Genomic DNA, 14999 nt, shown 5'->3' with positions numbered 1-14999 from the left:
AGGATGGACGACAATCATAACTATTTTATACCTTTGCTAAAATACGCTGAAATTCAGCCTGCATTCTCACGTGTTATTGCAGATGTTGTGACAAAGTTGACTCATTCTTTTCCTGACCTCATACATAGTCTTTACGTATACGGAAGTGTGGCGGAAGGCAGGGCAGAGACAAATAATTCTGATTTGGATATGACGCTAATTTTCAAGCACAAACTCGACCAGGCTACAACAAAGCAGCTTGAAGCTATTCATTCTGAGCTTGAAAAAAATAATCCGATTATCAGTAAAATTGATTTTGACTGTGGTTTGCTGGAACAGGTTCTTAACGCAGATAACCTACTCAGCTGGGGATACTGGCTTAAACATCATTGTCGCTGCGTTTATGGTGAAGACCTGAGCCATCGCTTTCAGGTTTTCAGGCCTTCAAAAGCTATTGCAGTCGCTGTGAACGGTAACTTCCAGCAAGTTGTGACGGGTTTGATAATCCAAATGAAAGCATCCTCTGATGAAAACAAAAAGTTGCAACTGGTGCGCTCAGCTGCGCGAAAACTTGTCAGATCAACCAATATCCTTCGCAGTGATCATGACAATGAGTGGCCGGGTACGCTTCATGAGCATAGAGCCTGGTTCATTGCCCGATATCCTGCTTTGGCAAAAGATATGGATTATTTGCTGGCTATGAGCACTGGCGGGCGAGAAAGCATAGCTGATGCCGAAAAAAACTTTTAGATTTTGCCTGCTGGCTTAATGCTGAGTTTAATAGCCATGAGGTCGCATGTAGACTTTGATATGTCCCCAATAGAAATATCTGAGTATCTGGGAAGGGAACCCCGCTCTGTCTCTAAAAAAATAAGCGAAAATGATAAAATTACTAATTATAAATGACGTGAGAGTGTCGGATGGTAATGGCCTTGCGTATTGACTGAAATAAACCAATTTAGAAACGCTCACTTTTGGCTCAAAGCGCACGTTATGTACGCGTCTCATTACGATTGGCCAGCATGCCGCATGTTAAGCTCATAAACTACGCAGGGTACGTCGTAATGCCGTTCTATTGCTTTGTAAGTCATACCAAGTCGCTGCATTACTCGCTGAGAGGGAAGATTTTCAGGATCGGCAACAGCAACTAAATACGTTGCGCCGGTCTGCTCTGCTGCAAAATCAATAATTGCTTTAGCCGCTTCTGTTGCATAGCCCTTGCCATTCTGTTCCGGCACGAGCCGCCAGCCAATCTCTAAAGGTGCACCCTCAACGTTGGCCAGATGCTGAAGGCATGCTGCGCCAACGATAGCCCCAGAAGCCTTTTCTTTGATAGTCCACCACGAATACCCGTAATTCTCCCAACGCGACTTAACACGCCTTATACTTTCCCAGGTCTCTTCTGGTGTTTTAACAATCCCCTTGTTGATATAATGCATCACGCTGGGATCGTTATCCATCACCCTCAGGCCTTCATAGTGTGATTCATTAAAGGGTTCAAGTCTTAAACGAGCAGTTTCTAAATCCACCTGACATTCCTTTTTACGTGACGGTGTTAACAGGATGCCCCATTTTCTATCAATTAACTTATCACGCTGTGAGCGACATCAGCTACTGGCGCATAGCAGACAGGCGTAGTTCCTTTGGGCATGCAGGCGCAGTGGGGCCTGAAACTGGCTCAGCAGCGGGCGGAAGAACAGCCTTATAGAGGACAGGGAGCAGCAGAGCCTGGCGTTATCGCGATATCTGAGAGGTACTGTCAGAGCCCTCAGGAGTTCCTGAGCGAAAAGGGGGCATGTAAGCCAGTCTGGAAATTTCACGTATTTCCAGTTTAATAAGATTCTGGGCAGAAAGGAGCAAAGCAGGATATTAATTTCGCCTGACTGGCAATGTTAATCAATTGAGCTTTTCAGGCCTACAACCTGCCATCGTCCATCAGTCACAGCCCAGGTGCGTAAATGATGGAAACGGCCATTTGCACTCTGACCGTCATAGGTTCCTGTCACTGATACGCAGGTATCCACAATAAGACAATCAGAGTATTCACAGGCGTTGAAACGTTCCCGCGTAATATCCTGAATGCGAATCAGCCCGGAAGAATGCATTTCCAGATCCTGAGCTTTGGTAACACTTAGCCCGGCGTGATTAATGAATATCAGTGAGTCTGCGATAAGGGAATCAAGCGCGTCTGTATCTGAATGGATCATTGCAGCAAAGAGTCTGTTCTCCAGCATAAGGGCCTTTTGCATAAAGTCTCCGGTAAGAAAAATGTTTATGGTGCAGTCTGATGCTGCCAGTGAAGCATAGCGCTTTGCATTCTTCAGTCAGCCTGACCGGGAGCCAGTTTGACAGCAAGCCAAATTGTACGACTGTTACACTGTTTATCTTCAACAATATGCCGGACTGTCTGAAAACCATAATTTTGCATCAGTGATTCGTATTCACGAGACGACAGGCTTGAGTGAGCCAGTGGTTCACCCTGTAACTGGCCAAAGGCTTCTCCTTCTTGCGGGCCGGCATTGAACATTAAAGCCGTACCTTTTTTGGCATGGGCAGAAAAACGGGCAAACATTTCACGCTGATCGTCATGGCAAAGATGAAAAAAACTGTCCCATGCAAGAATGCCATCGAATGTTTTTCCCAGATCCAGCTTTCGCATATCGGCAACAAGCCAGGTTTGATGAGGAAACTTATCTCTGCACCGGGCAATCATGGAAGGCGCTGAGTCTACACCTGTTACCCTGAACCCCTGGTTAAGTAAATATTCTGCTACCGGTGAGCCAGTACCGCAGCCAATATCCAGAATATGACCGCCTGCAGGGAGGCAGGCTGTAAACCTGTCAAGCCATGGTTTTTCTGATAAATTAACAGGGCGCATATTTTCAAAAGCTGAAGCGTGTTTCTCATAAAGAGATATAACTGCTTTAAAAGCCTGATTGCTCATTTTATCCCCTTTTCATGGCCATTTACCCGGTTCTCTAAAACGCGCCGGAGTTGTATAACAAGCCTTTCCGGTTGAGTGTGTTTGTTTATAATCATCCGGGACTTATCCGTGATGGAGCAACATTTTTTTCAGAGTAACATCTGGTCTTTACCGCATGATCTATAGGATCGGCTACATGCAATCATCATGCTTGCGCGAAGTCCTCGGCTCGATTTTGTTAACCGGAGTAGAGGCTGTTAAGGGAAGCTTTGCTGACTTTGAATCGTGACAAAGAGGTTAGTGACAACTGAAATGAACGAGGTATTTGCCATATTGTGACTCAATCACAAACTCTTCGTGCAGGGAGCCATACCATACTGGTGGGCTGGTGATGAGGGTAAAGAACAGTGCATTACCGGTCATTTCATTAAGATCATCTATAAAATGGGCGAGGAGGTTTTGCTTAAGTGAGGAAGGCAGAAGCTGCGTATCCTTATGCTCAAAGAACCATGATGCCACTGTCTCCATAAATATTTTTTGAGAGCATGCTCTAAGTTGTGGATGCCAGTATGTAGCCGGAAACTTATCTGTGACAGATGAATGATACATCGCCAGAGACGTCAACAAGCTGTCGCTTTCCTCAAGTTTAATCACAAAATAGTCAGACACGCGGTTTGCCGTATCATTCATACAGCCTACAGCCCGCATAAATCCTGTGAGCCGTTCCGCATACTTATCCATTTGTCCTCTTTAAGCGCGTTGCCGTATATGAATTCAGGAATAATACTTCATATTTAAAGTAACGATTCAGGCCATTACAACATGTTTGTAAGAGCACGTTCAGATAAAGTCAGGGGGACATCAAAAGCTTAAATCGCCCCTGACTGACAAAAACAAGCTGCTATAGCAACGTCCACTTCTGGCACAGAATCGACATTGAAAGACCCAGGGTGTTCATGGAACCTACCCGATCATTTTGTTAGTCTGTCCCGTGATTCAGTTGCAGTGCTGCATTCGGGCCTTTTTCCATCGTCGAACCCTCCTTCACGGAAATGCTCACATTATTCCCTTTACCTGCGACATATCTTGCCTGCACGCCATAACTGGCATCAATCCTGATGTTATGTAGCGAGACATCCTGTATTGGAGATTCCGGCAGGCCGCTAAAAATCATGGCATAGGTCGCTTTAGTCGCCATCACATCTGAGAGGGTTATCCCTCTGATTTTTGGCGTTGAAGCCGTAAGCGGGCTCGTTTCTATTGGCTGCGTAAAAGTATGCCCTTGCGCCCCCGCCTGGCCGCTGTAGCTGTTGGTCACCAGAATCGGCGTGTTCACATTGGACATGGTGAGATGACTGGCAATAAGAGGGCCTATGGTATTACCTCTGTCCCTGGCTGATTTAATGCGCACGCCATTTTCCGTATTCAGAAATGTGATGCGACTGATCGTCACCTTTCCGATACCGTTCGCGGTTTCACTCCCTACAGAAATACCGTGGCCATCACGCATAATGGAGTCGTGGATGGTGATATCCTTCGATGCTGCTCCCGTGCCGTTAACCAACCCGGACTTAATGGCAATATTGTCATCACCCGTTGCAATATCCATGTTTGACACAGTAATGTTCCGGGAGGAGACAATATCCATCCCGTCAGTATTCGGCGAGGTGACAGGATTGGTGATCTTCACTTTATTCACATTAATATCGACGCTATTGCGAATAACAATGTTCCACATGGGCGAATTGGTCAGGTGTAGATTTTCAATCTTACCCTGAGTGACATCATTTAATTCTACAAACCAGGGGCGTGGAACACCGTTCGCCAAAGGAATCCCGGGAAAGCGGTCGGTGAAGATTTTTTGATTCCCGCCTCTTACTTCGCCGCGTATTTTGAATGCTTCAGGCCACCAGGTTTTCTCTCCATCGCCATCCAGTGTGCCTCCGCCCATAATGGTCACATTTTTCACATTACTGGCGAAGATAAAAGCTTCATTCACTTTGGCCGGATGCCCGATAAACGCTGAAATGAATTTTCCTTCCTGATTGCTGGCCTTAAGGGTTGCCCCTTTTTCAATTTTTAGCGTGATATTATTTTGTAATTGCAGCGGCCCGCTCAACCAGAGCCCCGGCGATAGTTGAACGGTTCCTCCACCGCGCTGACTACATTGCTGAATAGCCTGTTGAATAGCATTCGTGTTCAGGGTTTCTCCATCAGCTTTACCCCCAAATTCCTGGGGGCGGCAGACTGAAGAGGCGGCTTGCGCTAAACAAGACGAAAAAGAAACACAGCAGACCAGAGTCATCAGAGATTTATTCATGCATCCTCAGCAGATTAGACTATTGTGCGGCCGGCAGTCAGGGCGGCCAGTTTCATGCTACCAGGCGGCGTTAATACGTCACCATCGTCTTTGCACGTATTATTTTCTTCACATTGCTTCCTTAGCGAACCAGTGACGGGCGTTTGGCATCATAGCGCCAGTTATCAATTAAAAATTGCATTCCCAGGGCATCGTTTCGGTTCTTATCCGGCAGCGTGTTGTAAAGCGCATGCGCCTGCTCGACGCGTTCCATATTTAACTCGATGCCCAGACCTGGACCGGGTGGCAATTCCAGATAGCCATCGCGGATCTGCGGCGCCTGGTGCGTCAGTTGCTGTCCGTCCTGCCAGATCCAGTGGGTATCAAAGGCGGTCTGACGCTCACCTGGCGCCGCCGCGCCAAGGTGCGCCACCATAGCCAATGAGATATCAAAATGATTATTGGAGTGGCAGCCGGTGGTCAGACCCCATTCATTGCACAACTGCGCCACCACGTTGGCGTTGCGCATCGTCCAGAAGTGAGGATCGGCGAGCGGAATATCTATGGCGTTAAGCTGCAGCGCATGGTGCAGCTGACGCCAGTCGTTAGCGATCATATTGGTAGCGACCGGCACGCCCGTGGCGCGACGGAATTCCGTAAGCGTTTCCCTGCCTGAGTAGCCCTGTTCTGCACCGCAAGGATCTTCCAGATATGGCACTTTCCCCGCCAGCTGTTTACCAAAGCGAATCGCTTCATCCAGTGACCAGCTTGCATTGGGATCGACGGTTACGCGCGCGTCAGGAAAGCGCGTCAGCAGCGCCTCAACCGTTTCAACTTCCACTTCGCCTGCCATCACACCGCCTTTTAGCTTGAAGTCACGAAAGCCGTACTGCTCAACTGCCGCTTCGGCCAGCCGTTGCACTCCAGCACTGTCCATCGCAGGCTCATGACGCAAACGGAACCAGCCATCCGGCGCCTTATCTCCCGAGCGATAATGCATATTGGTGAGCCTGCGATCGGCGATGTAGAACAAATAGCCCAGTACCGGGATACGATCCCGTTGTTTTCCGCTGGCAAGCAAATCTGCTACTGGCAGGTTAAACAGCTTGCCTTGCAGGTCCAGTAGCGCAGCCTCAATGGCAGCAGCAGCGTTATAAAACTTCTCCGGATTCATCTGCGGAATATGAATGTCGTCAGTATGTGAGGTTTGCTGCTGACGCGCTTCGCTATTAAAGAGCTGGCTCAGCGTGGCATTCAGGCGTAGCAGCGAACTGCCTTCAATTAAAGGGCGAAACTGCTCCAGCAGCTGCAAGGTCGATGCATGACAGGGCGTTTCGCCAACACCGGTGTGTCCGGCAGAATCGGTCAGGATTACGATAATGCGTGTAAAGAAGCAGTTATGGGCACCCCCAATATTCAGAAGCATGCTGTCGTAGCCAGCTACCGGTACGATGCGCATGGAGTTAATGACTGGACTGTCTGACATGGTGTCTCTCCTTGTAACCCAAAGATGGGGGAACAGGTTTGCTGCGCAGCAACAGCCACAGGCCGGTAGCCACTGACACACTGGTCAGCGCGTAGAGGCCACCGGTGGTGCTGCCGGTATGCATTTCAAGATAGCCGAACACCGTAGGCGCGAAGAAACCGCCAAGGTTACCAATGGAGTTGATCATCGCAATGCCTGGTGCTGCGATCGCTGCGGGCAGTTCGCTTTGCGGCATCGGCCAGAAGAATGCGGCGCTGACTTTGGAACCAATACAAGCCACAATCATCGCCATAAAGCCAAACCATGGCGTGCCAAGCGTGGCCATAAAGGTGCCGCACGCGGCGAGCAGCATGGCAATTCCGAGACCTTTATCCAGCTTATCGCGATAACGATCGGTGACTTTACCCAGCAGAAACAGAGCAACGATGGCAAACAACCACGGGATGGCAGTCAGCAGTCCGGTTTCGAAACTGTTGAACCCCTGAATACGCTGGATGATTTGCGGTAGCCAGAACACCAGCGTGTAACCGGTCATGGTCATGGTGAAGAAGATCAAGCAGTAGGAGAGAAGGCTGCGATCGGTTATCAACCCCCAGCGACCGTGCGTGACGGCATGTTCTTCACGAGCGGTCTCTTCAAGAGCCAGCTGCTGTGCCAGTGCCTGTTTTTCCGCATCGCTTAGCCATTTTGCCCCTTCTGGTTTCGATACCAACACAAGCGCCGCCAGCAAGCCGATCACTATCGATCCGCCACCTTCCATGAACATTACCCATTTCCAACCCGCGAGCCCACCAGCATTATGCATCATCAGGATTGCGCCTGTGAGCGGGCCAGAGAACAGAAAAGCGCTGGCGGTTGCACTCAGCACCATTGCGGTAGCGCGCCCTCGCCAGGCATTTGGCACCCATTGACGGAAATAGAACAGAACGCCAGGGAAGAAGCCCGCCTCAGCTACGCCAAGCAGGAAACGCAGCAGATAAAAATGCAGCGGCGTGCTAACGAAACCGGTAAGAACGACCACCGCTCCCCAGGTAATCATAATGCGCGTAAGCCACACGCGTGCGCCGTATCTTTTCAGCATCATATTGCTGGGCACTTCAAACAGCGCATAACCAATAAAGAAAAGCCCCGCGCCTAAACCGAAAGCAGCAGCGCTAATGCCGGCATCGGTTTGCAGTTCGGCTTTAACGAAGCCAATGTTGGCGCGGTCAATCTGATTAACGATAAGCATCAGCGCCAGCATTGGAATAATGCGACGGAAAAATTTGCCTATTGCAGAAGCAATATGAGCCTCGTGATCGGCCGATAATTCATGCAGTTGTTGTGTCATGCGTCACCTTTAGGGGCAGAAAAACACCGCTATAGGTATACGCAGTAGAGTGGGTGAGTAGTTATGTGTTTTTGCCCTGGAACTGTCAGGCAAATGCCGTGCAGTTTTTCAATTTCATGAAATTATGTAAATTTACGTCGAAAGGTTTCGTGCTGGTTTGTGCGCTGGCTCACTCGGGAGGTTATGTCCGCTGTTGGCATAAAACATATATACAGGCTGCAAGATCCGCTATGAGCGAAGAGCGGACCTTCATAACTGGCAGCATGGCGATTTACTAGTATGAATATTTGTGAATCATTTGGGAGCGGGCCACCTGAGCTTGATAGTCAGGGGCTCGGTTACATATCCTTTTTTCTATGCCACCTCAGGTTCTCTGAACCTTCGGGTCGTCATTCCGATTCCACTAACTGGTAAGTCGGTAAGCGCCGCTGGAACACCAGAAACGACATTTCGGGCTTAGTGGCTTGTGTCTGATGGTAAATAAGACGTACGCAGCTAACTTTTTTGGTAGCGAATTTAGCGGCCACTAAGAACTATACCAACACACTGACACGATCCGGGGCTTTGCACGGTTCATATCTCCTCATACGGCTTCGTTTCCCGGTCCTTAAGCTGTGAAGAAATCTGCCACACGGACGACCTTATGCAAGAGTCGCTTTGGCACTCACTTCCCTGTTTGCGTTCTGTCCTAACCCCGAGTGGCAGTTCTGCTATCGGGAATCGAGATTACCGAATGACTGGATTAACAAAAATGACTTTAATGTTTTCATAAAAACTGTTATTAAAATTTATTAAGTACAAGCAATAAGAAATTTCTGTATTTACCCTGACTGAGTCTGAGTTTAACAGAATGTTGCTGTTAGATGATAAGTGGTTTAAATAATTGATTTAAAAATCTAATTAACCTGTGTAGGGATACGCATGAAGCTTAAAGCGATTCGTTTATCTGGTTTTCAGTCGTTTGGACATGAATCAACCGAACTGAGCCTTGAAGATATAACATATATCATTGGTCCTAATGGTTCAGGTAAAACTGCAGTTCTCCAGGCTTTGTGTCGACTCTTTGCATTCGACCCCGCATTAAGGCGGATTCAGCGTTCAGATTTCCACGTCCCCTTTGATGAAGAGGAGGTTCCGCTTGAGCGCCAGCTGTGGATAGAGGCTGATTTTCTGTTTCCCGAACTGGAAGAGGAGGAGGACAACAGTACCGTAGCTCCCCATTTTAGTCATATGCGACTGGACGAGCCGGATGGGATTCCGCGTGTACGTTTTCGCCTTAATGCGGCTATGGGGCTGGATGGCGATATTGAAGACGCTCTGGTATATGTTTTGGACGTTGATGCAGATGACTTGCCTTTGAATGTCGCTCAGGTTCCACGCGCTGAACGTAATCATATTCAGGTACACTATCTGCCTGCCAGACGTGATCCTGCTGACCATATTACTTACGGTGCGAATGCATTACTTGGGCGTTTACTTCGCGCTGTTCGTTGGGACGCTGAACGCGAAACGATTAGAGGGCTGACGGATAAAATAAGTGAAAGCCTTGCGGCAAACCCCTCGGTGAATGCTTTCAGTGAGAGTTTAAAGGCAACATGGGCAACGCTGCACAAAGGTAAATTTTTTTCTGATCCTAAAATTACTTTTGTCGCATCAGAAATTGAATCGCTGTTAAGGCATCTGTCGGTTTCCTTTACCCCAGGTCACGATGGCTCATTTGTTGATTTTTCAAGGCTGAGCGATGGTCAAAAATCCATGCTTTACCTTTCTCTTGTCTTATCGTCTCAAGCTATTGGCAGAGCTGTTCTTGCAGAAAAAAATGTAACATTTGATCCCGATAAATTACGTCCTCCGGTCTTCACACTGGTAGCCCTTGAGGAGCCAGAAAACAGCCTTTCCCCACATTATCTGGGTCGCATTGTTAGTTCCCTGAATGTCATGACAGAAAACCCGGATGCGCAAGCGCTCATTGCGACGCATGCACCCACAATGCTGCGCCGGGTGGGTCCTGAGCTAATACGTTATCTTCGTCTGAATGAGTCAAGAGAGACGTGTGTCACCTGTATCAAATTGCCTGATGAAACTGATGAGGCACATAAGTTTGTGCGAGAAGCCGTCCAGGCATTTCCGGAAATTTATTTTTCACGGCTGGTAGTGCTTGGCGAAGGTGATAGTGAAGAAATTGTGTTGCCACGCTTGCTTCAGGCCAAGGGGGCACCCGTTGATGAGTCTGCCATTACGATAGCACCATTAGGAGGGCGGCATGTTAACCATTTCTGGCGTCTGCTTGCAGCATTAAAGATCCCCTATTTTACACTGCTTGATCTTGATGTTGCCCGCTATGCAGCAGGGTGGGGAAGAATTAAGTACGTAAACGATCAGTTTGCAATACATCAACCGAGTAAAAAACTCCCTGAAGATTACGAAATTCCAAAATGGAATGATGGAAAGGATAAAATTCGGGACTTCGAAAATTATCTTGACATTCTTGAAGAGCGCGGGGTGTTTTTCTCCTACCCAATGGATTTAGACTTTTCAATGTTACTTGCGTATCCAAAAGCCTATGACGTTCACGAAGACAAGCCCGATGAGGCAACCCTTAAAGCTGTTCTCGGAAAAAGTCATTACGATCCATCTCAGTACAGTGACTATGAATTAGCGCTTTTCAATACCTATCATCAACGCTTCAAGCTTGGCAGCAAACCCGCAGCGCACATCGAGGCGTTAACTCAACTAAATGATGATGAGCTACTTGATAGCATGCCGGATTCACTGGACAGGCTGGCTGATGCGGTTATTGCCAAACTCACGGAACTGCCAGAATGATTACTGTTGAAGAATGGCAGCCCGCAGATGGATTGATGCTGGAACCTAATGCGAAACGTGCAGCGAAAGCGCGTAAACGTTGTCTGGCACTAACTGCCGGACCGGGCGCGGGTAAGACGGAAATGCTCGCACAGCGTGCTGACTTCCTTTTGCGAACTGGAACGTGCCGATACCCCAAAAGGATTCTGGCGATCTCATTTAAGGTTGATGCCAGCAGAAACCTTACAGAGCGCGTTGAACGTAGGTGTGGACAGGATCTTGCTTCTCGCTTTGACAGTTTTACCTTTCACGCATTTGCTAAGCGCATCATAGATCGATTCAGGCCGGTACTCACGGGAGAATATGCCTTAGATACTGGTTACACTATTGTGGACAAGAAAATCGGGGCGTCTCGTCACGAAATAGCATTCGGCGAACTGGTTCCCTATGCAATTAAGATATTGCAAACGTCAAAAATAGCCCGAAATGCAATCCGTCAGACCTATAGTGACATTTTCCTTGATGAATTTCAGGACTGCACAAATTTACAATATGACTTGTTAAAGCTCGCTTTTCAGGGAACCAAAATTCGACTGACTGCAGTCGGTGATACAAAACAGAAAATTATGGCCTGGGCAGGTGCGCTGGACGGCATTTTCCAGTCCTTCACAAAGGACTTTAATGCGTTGCCGCTCAATATGTATCGCAATTTCCGCTCAAAACCAACATTGCTGCGTGTTCAGAACGAAATTATTCGTAAGTTAGATCCTGACTCCGTAATGCCTGATGATCAACTGGAAGGGGAGGAAGGAGAGGTTTTTGCTTGGAAATTTGAAGATAGTCAAACTGAAGCTATTCATCTGGCTGACCTAATTGATGGTTGGATAAATAAAGAGCAGCTACCTCCAGCTGAAATTGCAGTACTGGTTTCAAAGCAACCAGATTTGTATGCTGATCACCTCTTCAAAGAGTTAGAGCAGCGCGGAATTCCCTACCGCAATGAGCAGCAAATGCAGGACATCACGGTTGAACCCGTGGCTCGTTTAATCGTTGATTACTTGTCCTGTCTTTATGGGCATCGGGAACCTAAAGCCTGGATTCGCCTGATGAACCTGCTGGTTCCCTTTGCTGATGAAGAAATTCAGACCAGCGTGCGAAAAGGTCTTGATCAACTTATAAGAAAGCATCGTAAGGAAGTATCTGGTGCAAAAAAAACGGACACACCCTTTTCTGAATGGTGGAAATTTGGACGAGCTCTCTTAAAGCACATAGGTTTACAGACGCTTGTTGCATTATCTCCTGATTATGAGTCCCATGAACGTCTGAAACAGGTTATTCGCGATGCCAGAGCACGTATCAAATATTTACTGGAAATCGAATCTGATTTACTACTCGCATTAAAACGATTTGCTGATGATCAGGCTGTGCGCATTTTGACCATTCATAAAAGCAAAGGATTAGAGTTTGATTCGGTTGTTATCATGGCTGTAGAGAATGAGACTTTCTTTGGTAAAGAAGAAGAAAATCGCTGCGCGTTTTTTGTCGGTGTTTCACGAGCAAAGAGACGCCTTATTTTAACTCATACTAACAAGCGTGATGAACCTGCTAATGCTATGCACTGGAAAGTTTTTCGGACTGCTCGATTAGAGTTTTTTGATTATGTTCTTCCGTTTGTGAGGTAACGGTCAACCCAAAAATTCCTTATAATTGCACAATTATTTTCATATCATTTATTGGGCTATAATGCATTGATATTTACAATTGGCTATTCAAGCATTGTTCAATAGTTAATGCGGAATGCCATTTGCAGCGTTTGCTTCTTGCGCCAAGTGGCAGACCCGAAAGACATGTAGTTTGTGATTGTGACCGACTCCCCGTTGATCAACACAGACTGAAGCCTGCAGCATCCGTTCCTAACACAACGCGGACCTGCACACCGAACAGCATCTGTTAAGAGTAAGGAGAGGACTAAGTTGTATACACAGTAAGAGACATTATGATGAAATCACTGACAGAAATGTTTCTTAATCAAAGGGGAGCAGGTTGAAGCTGTACAGCTGAGGCTTTACTTCTCATCCCGTCATTGTGGGACAGAAAACGTATAATGAGCGCAAGTTGTGATCGCACCGGCTTCCACTATGCCCCTTATGGCGGTGATATAATAAAATACTATCTAGGTCGGAACACCAACTGGCAGAAAACTCCTGGGCTTGCCTGCTTATCAATAGCCCTCTGCATTATTTAACGGTTAACTAATGGAGAAGCACGTGGCAATTACTGTTTATTCAAAGAAATTTAAAATCGAACTGGATAAAGAGCAATTAGAAAGATTATATCTTAAAAATGTGTCATGTAACTTAGATGGTTTTCAACGATTCGTACATGAAGATGCAGAATGCCCAATGTGCAACGTTACAGGTGCATATTATGTATCGGAAGGCTATTCGAAGATAACTGGTAAAAAGGTTAAGCAGTCATGCTTTGCATTCAGAAAACCTGATGATACGGATGCACACAAGGTTTTTTGTGACTATTATACGGGCCCAGATAAAGTCAGAGATTCAGGTGGTGATGCCTTTATTAAGTTTGGAAAGGATGGTTCAGAAATTATGATATTAGTAAGAGAACTGGTTTGTCGAGGAATTGAGCACAAGGTTTTTAACCAGACCGATATCAGGAACATGAGAAAGTGGTTTGCTGATCTGCGCGAGTCGGGGAATATTGTCATCAGCTACAGCCCACACATTATTAATCTTATCAGAGCATCATTTTATAGTAAAGGTGATACTGATGAATATGTAGTTCAGGATGGTAAGCAATACGAATCATGGTTTAATATAAATGATGAGGTGTATAAGTCTTTAAAGTGTAAATATCCACCCTTCTTCAATATTGATTTGAATACTAAAGAAAACAACCCGTTTATGAGGTTGTATAGTAACACATTAGCAAACCAAGCACATCGACTTGTCATAAAGGACAAAGGAATAAGGATATTTGACAGGCGAGAGCTAAATGATAAGTACGTGGCAGCCATGCACTTGTCAACGACAATAATCAAGCACTATGATTCTCTCAGAAGAAAGTTTACTACTCCGCTCTCAATAATGAGAAATAATCAGTTGCTTGCTGTCTCCGCGTTGCTTCTATTTGTATCTGAATGGGATGAAAACATAGCTACAGATAAATTTAATATGCTCGCTAATGCCGGAAATTCGATTATTCCCGATGCCGGGAATGTTATAGGTATGAACCCATTCATTCATTATGATGCATGGAAAATAATTCATCGCATTCAGGATTTGATTGGTTCATTACCTGATTTCGCTAGTATTGATGAAGAGTTTCAGGCCGAAAAAAAACGATTATCTGAAATTTACGGGCTAAATAAGGACGAGTCATAGATATATAAGATATTGAAAAAAACTGGCTTCTTTGTTTCTTAATTATACAGTAACGTACTGGGGCAGTATATGTCAATTATACAGATAAGAAAGTACCTTAATGGCTTTCCACTGTTTTCCATGGATTATAATAAGCTAAAGATTGGTTCAGGAGAAAAGATAATTATTTCTGATATATGGTCTTTTTGGGACTATATATTGAAACGTTACATTGAGAAAACAACCAAAACGAATGCTGATAAGCTTAAAAAAGAAAAGGTGCTATTTTCTTTTCTGGAACAGGCAAAAAACTTTTACGAATCAGCAGAAAATAGCCCGGTGAAATCCCAACCGTTATTATATTACTATGCATTTCTTAACCTTTCAAAAATCGCAATCAACATTTCCCGGTCAGATAATGTTTTGTTTAAGGGGTATATACACGGCATATCGGAAGATTATCAGAGTGAATTTTCTAAATCCAGCGTCACTATAAAAACAAGTAACAGCGGTGATATTCAAGTCGCCCATGAGATGTTACGTCTTTTTGATTTATCGAAAGCACCTTCCTATAATAGTGGACCGAAAAGTTTAAATATCAGAGATATACTATCGGGTAATGGTCCCAACTTATTGATAGTGTTTTATGTTCAGATAATGCCCGATGACTTTATCATGCAGCTCCACCGATTTTGAGAACGACAGCGACTTCCGTCCCAGCCGTGCCAGGTGCTGCCTCAGATTCAGGTTATGCCGCTCAATTCGCTGCGTATATCGCTTGCTGATTACGTGCA

13 protein-coding genes and 1 pseudogene are annotated in these 14999 nt (G+C 46.1%); 6 read left to right on the top strand and 8 right to left on the bottom strand.

The features are described from left to right. Positions 1 to 3: 3 nt before the first annotated feature. Positions 4 to 729: a nucleotidyltransferase domain-containing protein gene (locus tag MHZ89_RS19845; protein ID WP_311784396.1), complete on the top strand. Its 726-nt coding sequence runs from the start codon at positions 4 to 6 to the stop codon at positions 727 to 729. A gap of 48 nt (positions 730 to 777) precedes the next feature. Further along, a pseudogene (locus MHZ89_RS19840) lies at positions 778 to 885 on the top strand (GIY-YIG nuclease family protein); the annotation flags it as partial. 101 nt (positions 886 to 986) lie between these two features. Here MHZ89_RS19840 and MHZ89_RS19835 read toward each other — a convergent pair. The 7 genes from MHZ89_RS19835 to MHZ89_RS19805 form a co-directional block, all read right to left on the bottom strand. Beyond that, complete coding sequence (locus MHZ89_RS19835; protein WP_311784395.1) at positions 987 to 1508, bottom strand: GNAT family N-acetyltransferase; 522 nt, start codon at positions 1506 to 1508, stop codon at positions 987 to 989. Positions 1509 to 1871: 363 nt separating this feature from the next. Further along, the gene (locus tag MHZ89_RS19830) at positions 1872 to 2228 is read right to left on the bottom strand and encodes a nuclear transport factor 2 family protein (RefSeq protein WP_311784394.1); all 357 of its coding nucleotides are present in this window, start codon (positions 2226 to 2228) and stop codon (positions 1872 to 1874) included. Positions 2229 to 2299: 71 nt separating this feature from the next. Then, the gene (locus MHZ89_RS19825; protein ID WP_311784393.1) at positions 2300 to 2923 is read right to left on the bottom strand and encodes a class I SAM-dependent methyltransferase; all 624 of its coding nucleotides are present in this window, start codon (positions 2921 to 2923) and stop codon (positions 2300 to 2302) included. 276 nt (positions 2924 to 3199) lie between these two features. Beyond that, positions 3200 to 3643 (bottom strand): hypothetical protein, encoded by a 444-nt coding sequence (locus MHZ89_RS19820; RefSeq protein WP_311784392.1) that lies wholly within the window; start codon positions 3641 to 3643, stop codon positions 3200 to 3202. Between the two features lie 238 nt (positions 3644 to 3881). Continuing rightward, the gene (locus tag MHZ89_RS19815; protein WP_311784391.1) at positions 3882 to 5222 is read right to left on the bottom strand and encodes a glycosyl hydrolase family 28 protein; all 1341 of its coding nucleotides are present in this window, start codon (positions 5220 to 5222) and stop codon (positions 3882 to 3884) included. Between the two features lie 121 nt (positions 5223 to 5343). After that, positions 5344 to 6687: an enolase C-terminal domain-like protein gene (locus MHZ89_RS19810; protein WP_311784390.1), complete on the bottom strand. Its 1344-nt coding sequence runs from the start codon at positions 6685 to 6687 to the stop codon at positions 5344 to 5346. Continuing rightward, positions 6665 to 8017, bottom strand: a complete 1353-nt coding sequence (locus MHZ89_RS19805) for an MFS transporter (RefSeq protein ID WP_311784389.1) — start codon at positions 8015 to 8017, stop codon at positions 6665 to 6667. Before MHZ89_RS19805 ends, MHZ89_RS19810 begins: the two co-directional genes overlap by 23 nt. A gap of 921 nt (positions 8018 to 8938) precedes the next feature. Here MHZ89_RS19805 and MHZ89_RS19800 point away from each other — a divergent pair. The 4 genes from MHZ89_RS19800 (at position 8939) to MHZ89_RS19785 (ending at position 14901) form a co-directional block, all read left to right on the top strand. Next, positions 8939 to 10843 carry an AAA family ATPase gene (locus MHZ89_RS19800; protein ID WP_311784388.1) on the top strand — a complete coding sequence of 635 codons (1905 nt, stop codon included), beginning with the start codon at positions 8939 to 8941 and terminating at the stop codon, positions 10841 to 10843. Further along, positions 10840 to 12504: an ATP-dependent helicase gene (locus MHZ89_RS19795; RefSeq protein WP_311784387.1), complete on the top strand. Its 1665-nt coding sequence runs from the start codon at positions 10840 to 10842 to the stop codon at positions 12502 to 12504. Before MHZ89_RS19800 ends, MHZ89_RS19795 begins: the two co-directional genes overlap by 4 nt. A 585-nt stretch (positions 12505 to 13089) precedes the next feature. Next, the gene (locus MHZ89_RS19790) at positions 13090 to 14226 is read left to right on the top strand and encodes a hypothetical protein (protein WP_311784386.1); all 1137 of its coding nucleotides are present in this window, start codon (positions 13090 to 13092) and stop codon (positions 14224 to 14226) included. 69 nt (positions 14227 to 14295) lie between these two features. Further along, positions 14296 to 14901: a YaaC family protein gene (locus MHZ89_RS19785; protein ID WP_311784385.1), complete on the top strand. Its 606-nt coding sequence runs from the start codon at positions 14296 to 14298 to the stop codon at positions 14899 to 14901. Here MHZ89_RS19785 and MHZ89_RS19780 read toward each other — a convergent pair. Then, a partial coding sequence (locus MHZ89_RS19780; RefSeq protein ID WP_000507499.1) for an IS1 family transposase occupies positions 14836 to 14999 on the bottom strand: 164 nt, incomplete at its 5' end. The genes MHZ89_RS19785 and MHZ89_RS19780 overlap by 66 nt on opposite strands.

The organism is Pantoea sp. ACRSB (assembly GCF_022346905.1).
GTDB classification, from domain to species: domain Bacteria; phylum Pseudomonadota; class Gammaproteobacteria; order Enterobacterales; family Enterobacteriaceae; genus Pantoea; species Pantoea piersonii.
The sequence above is the reverse complement of the archived record's forward strand: the minus strand, read 5'-3'. Positions and strand labels throughout refer to the sequence as shown.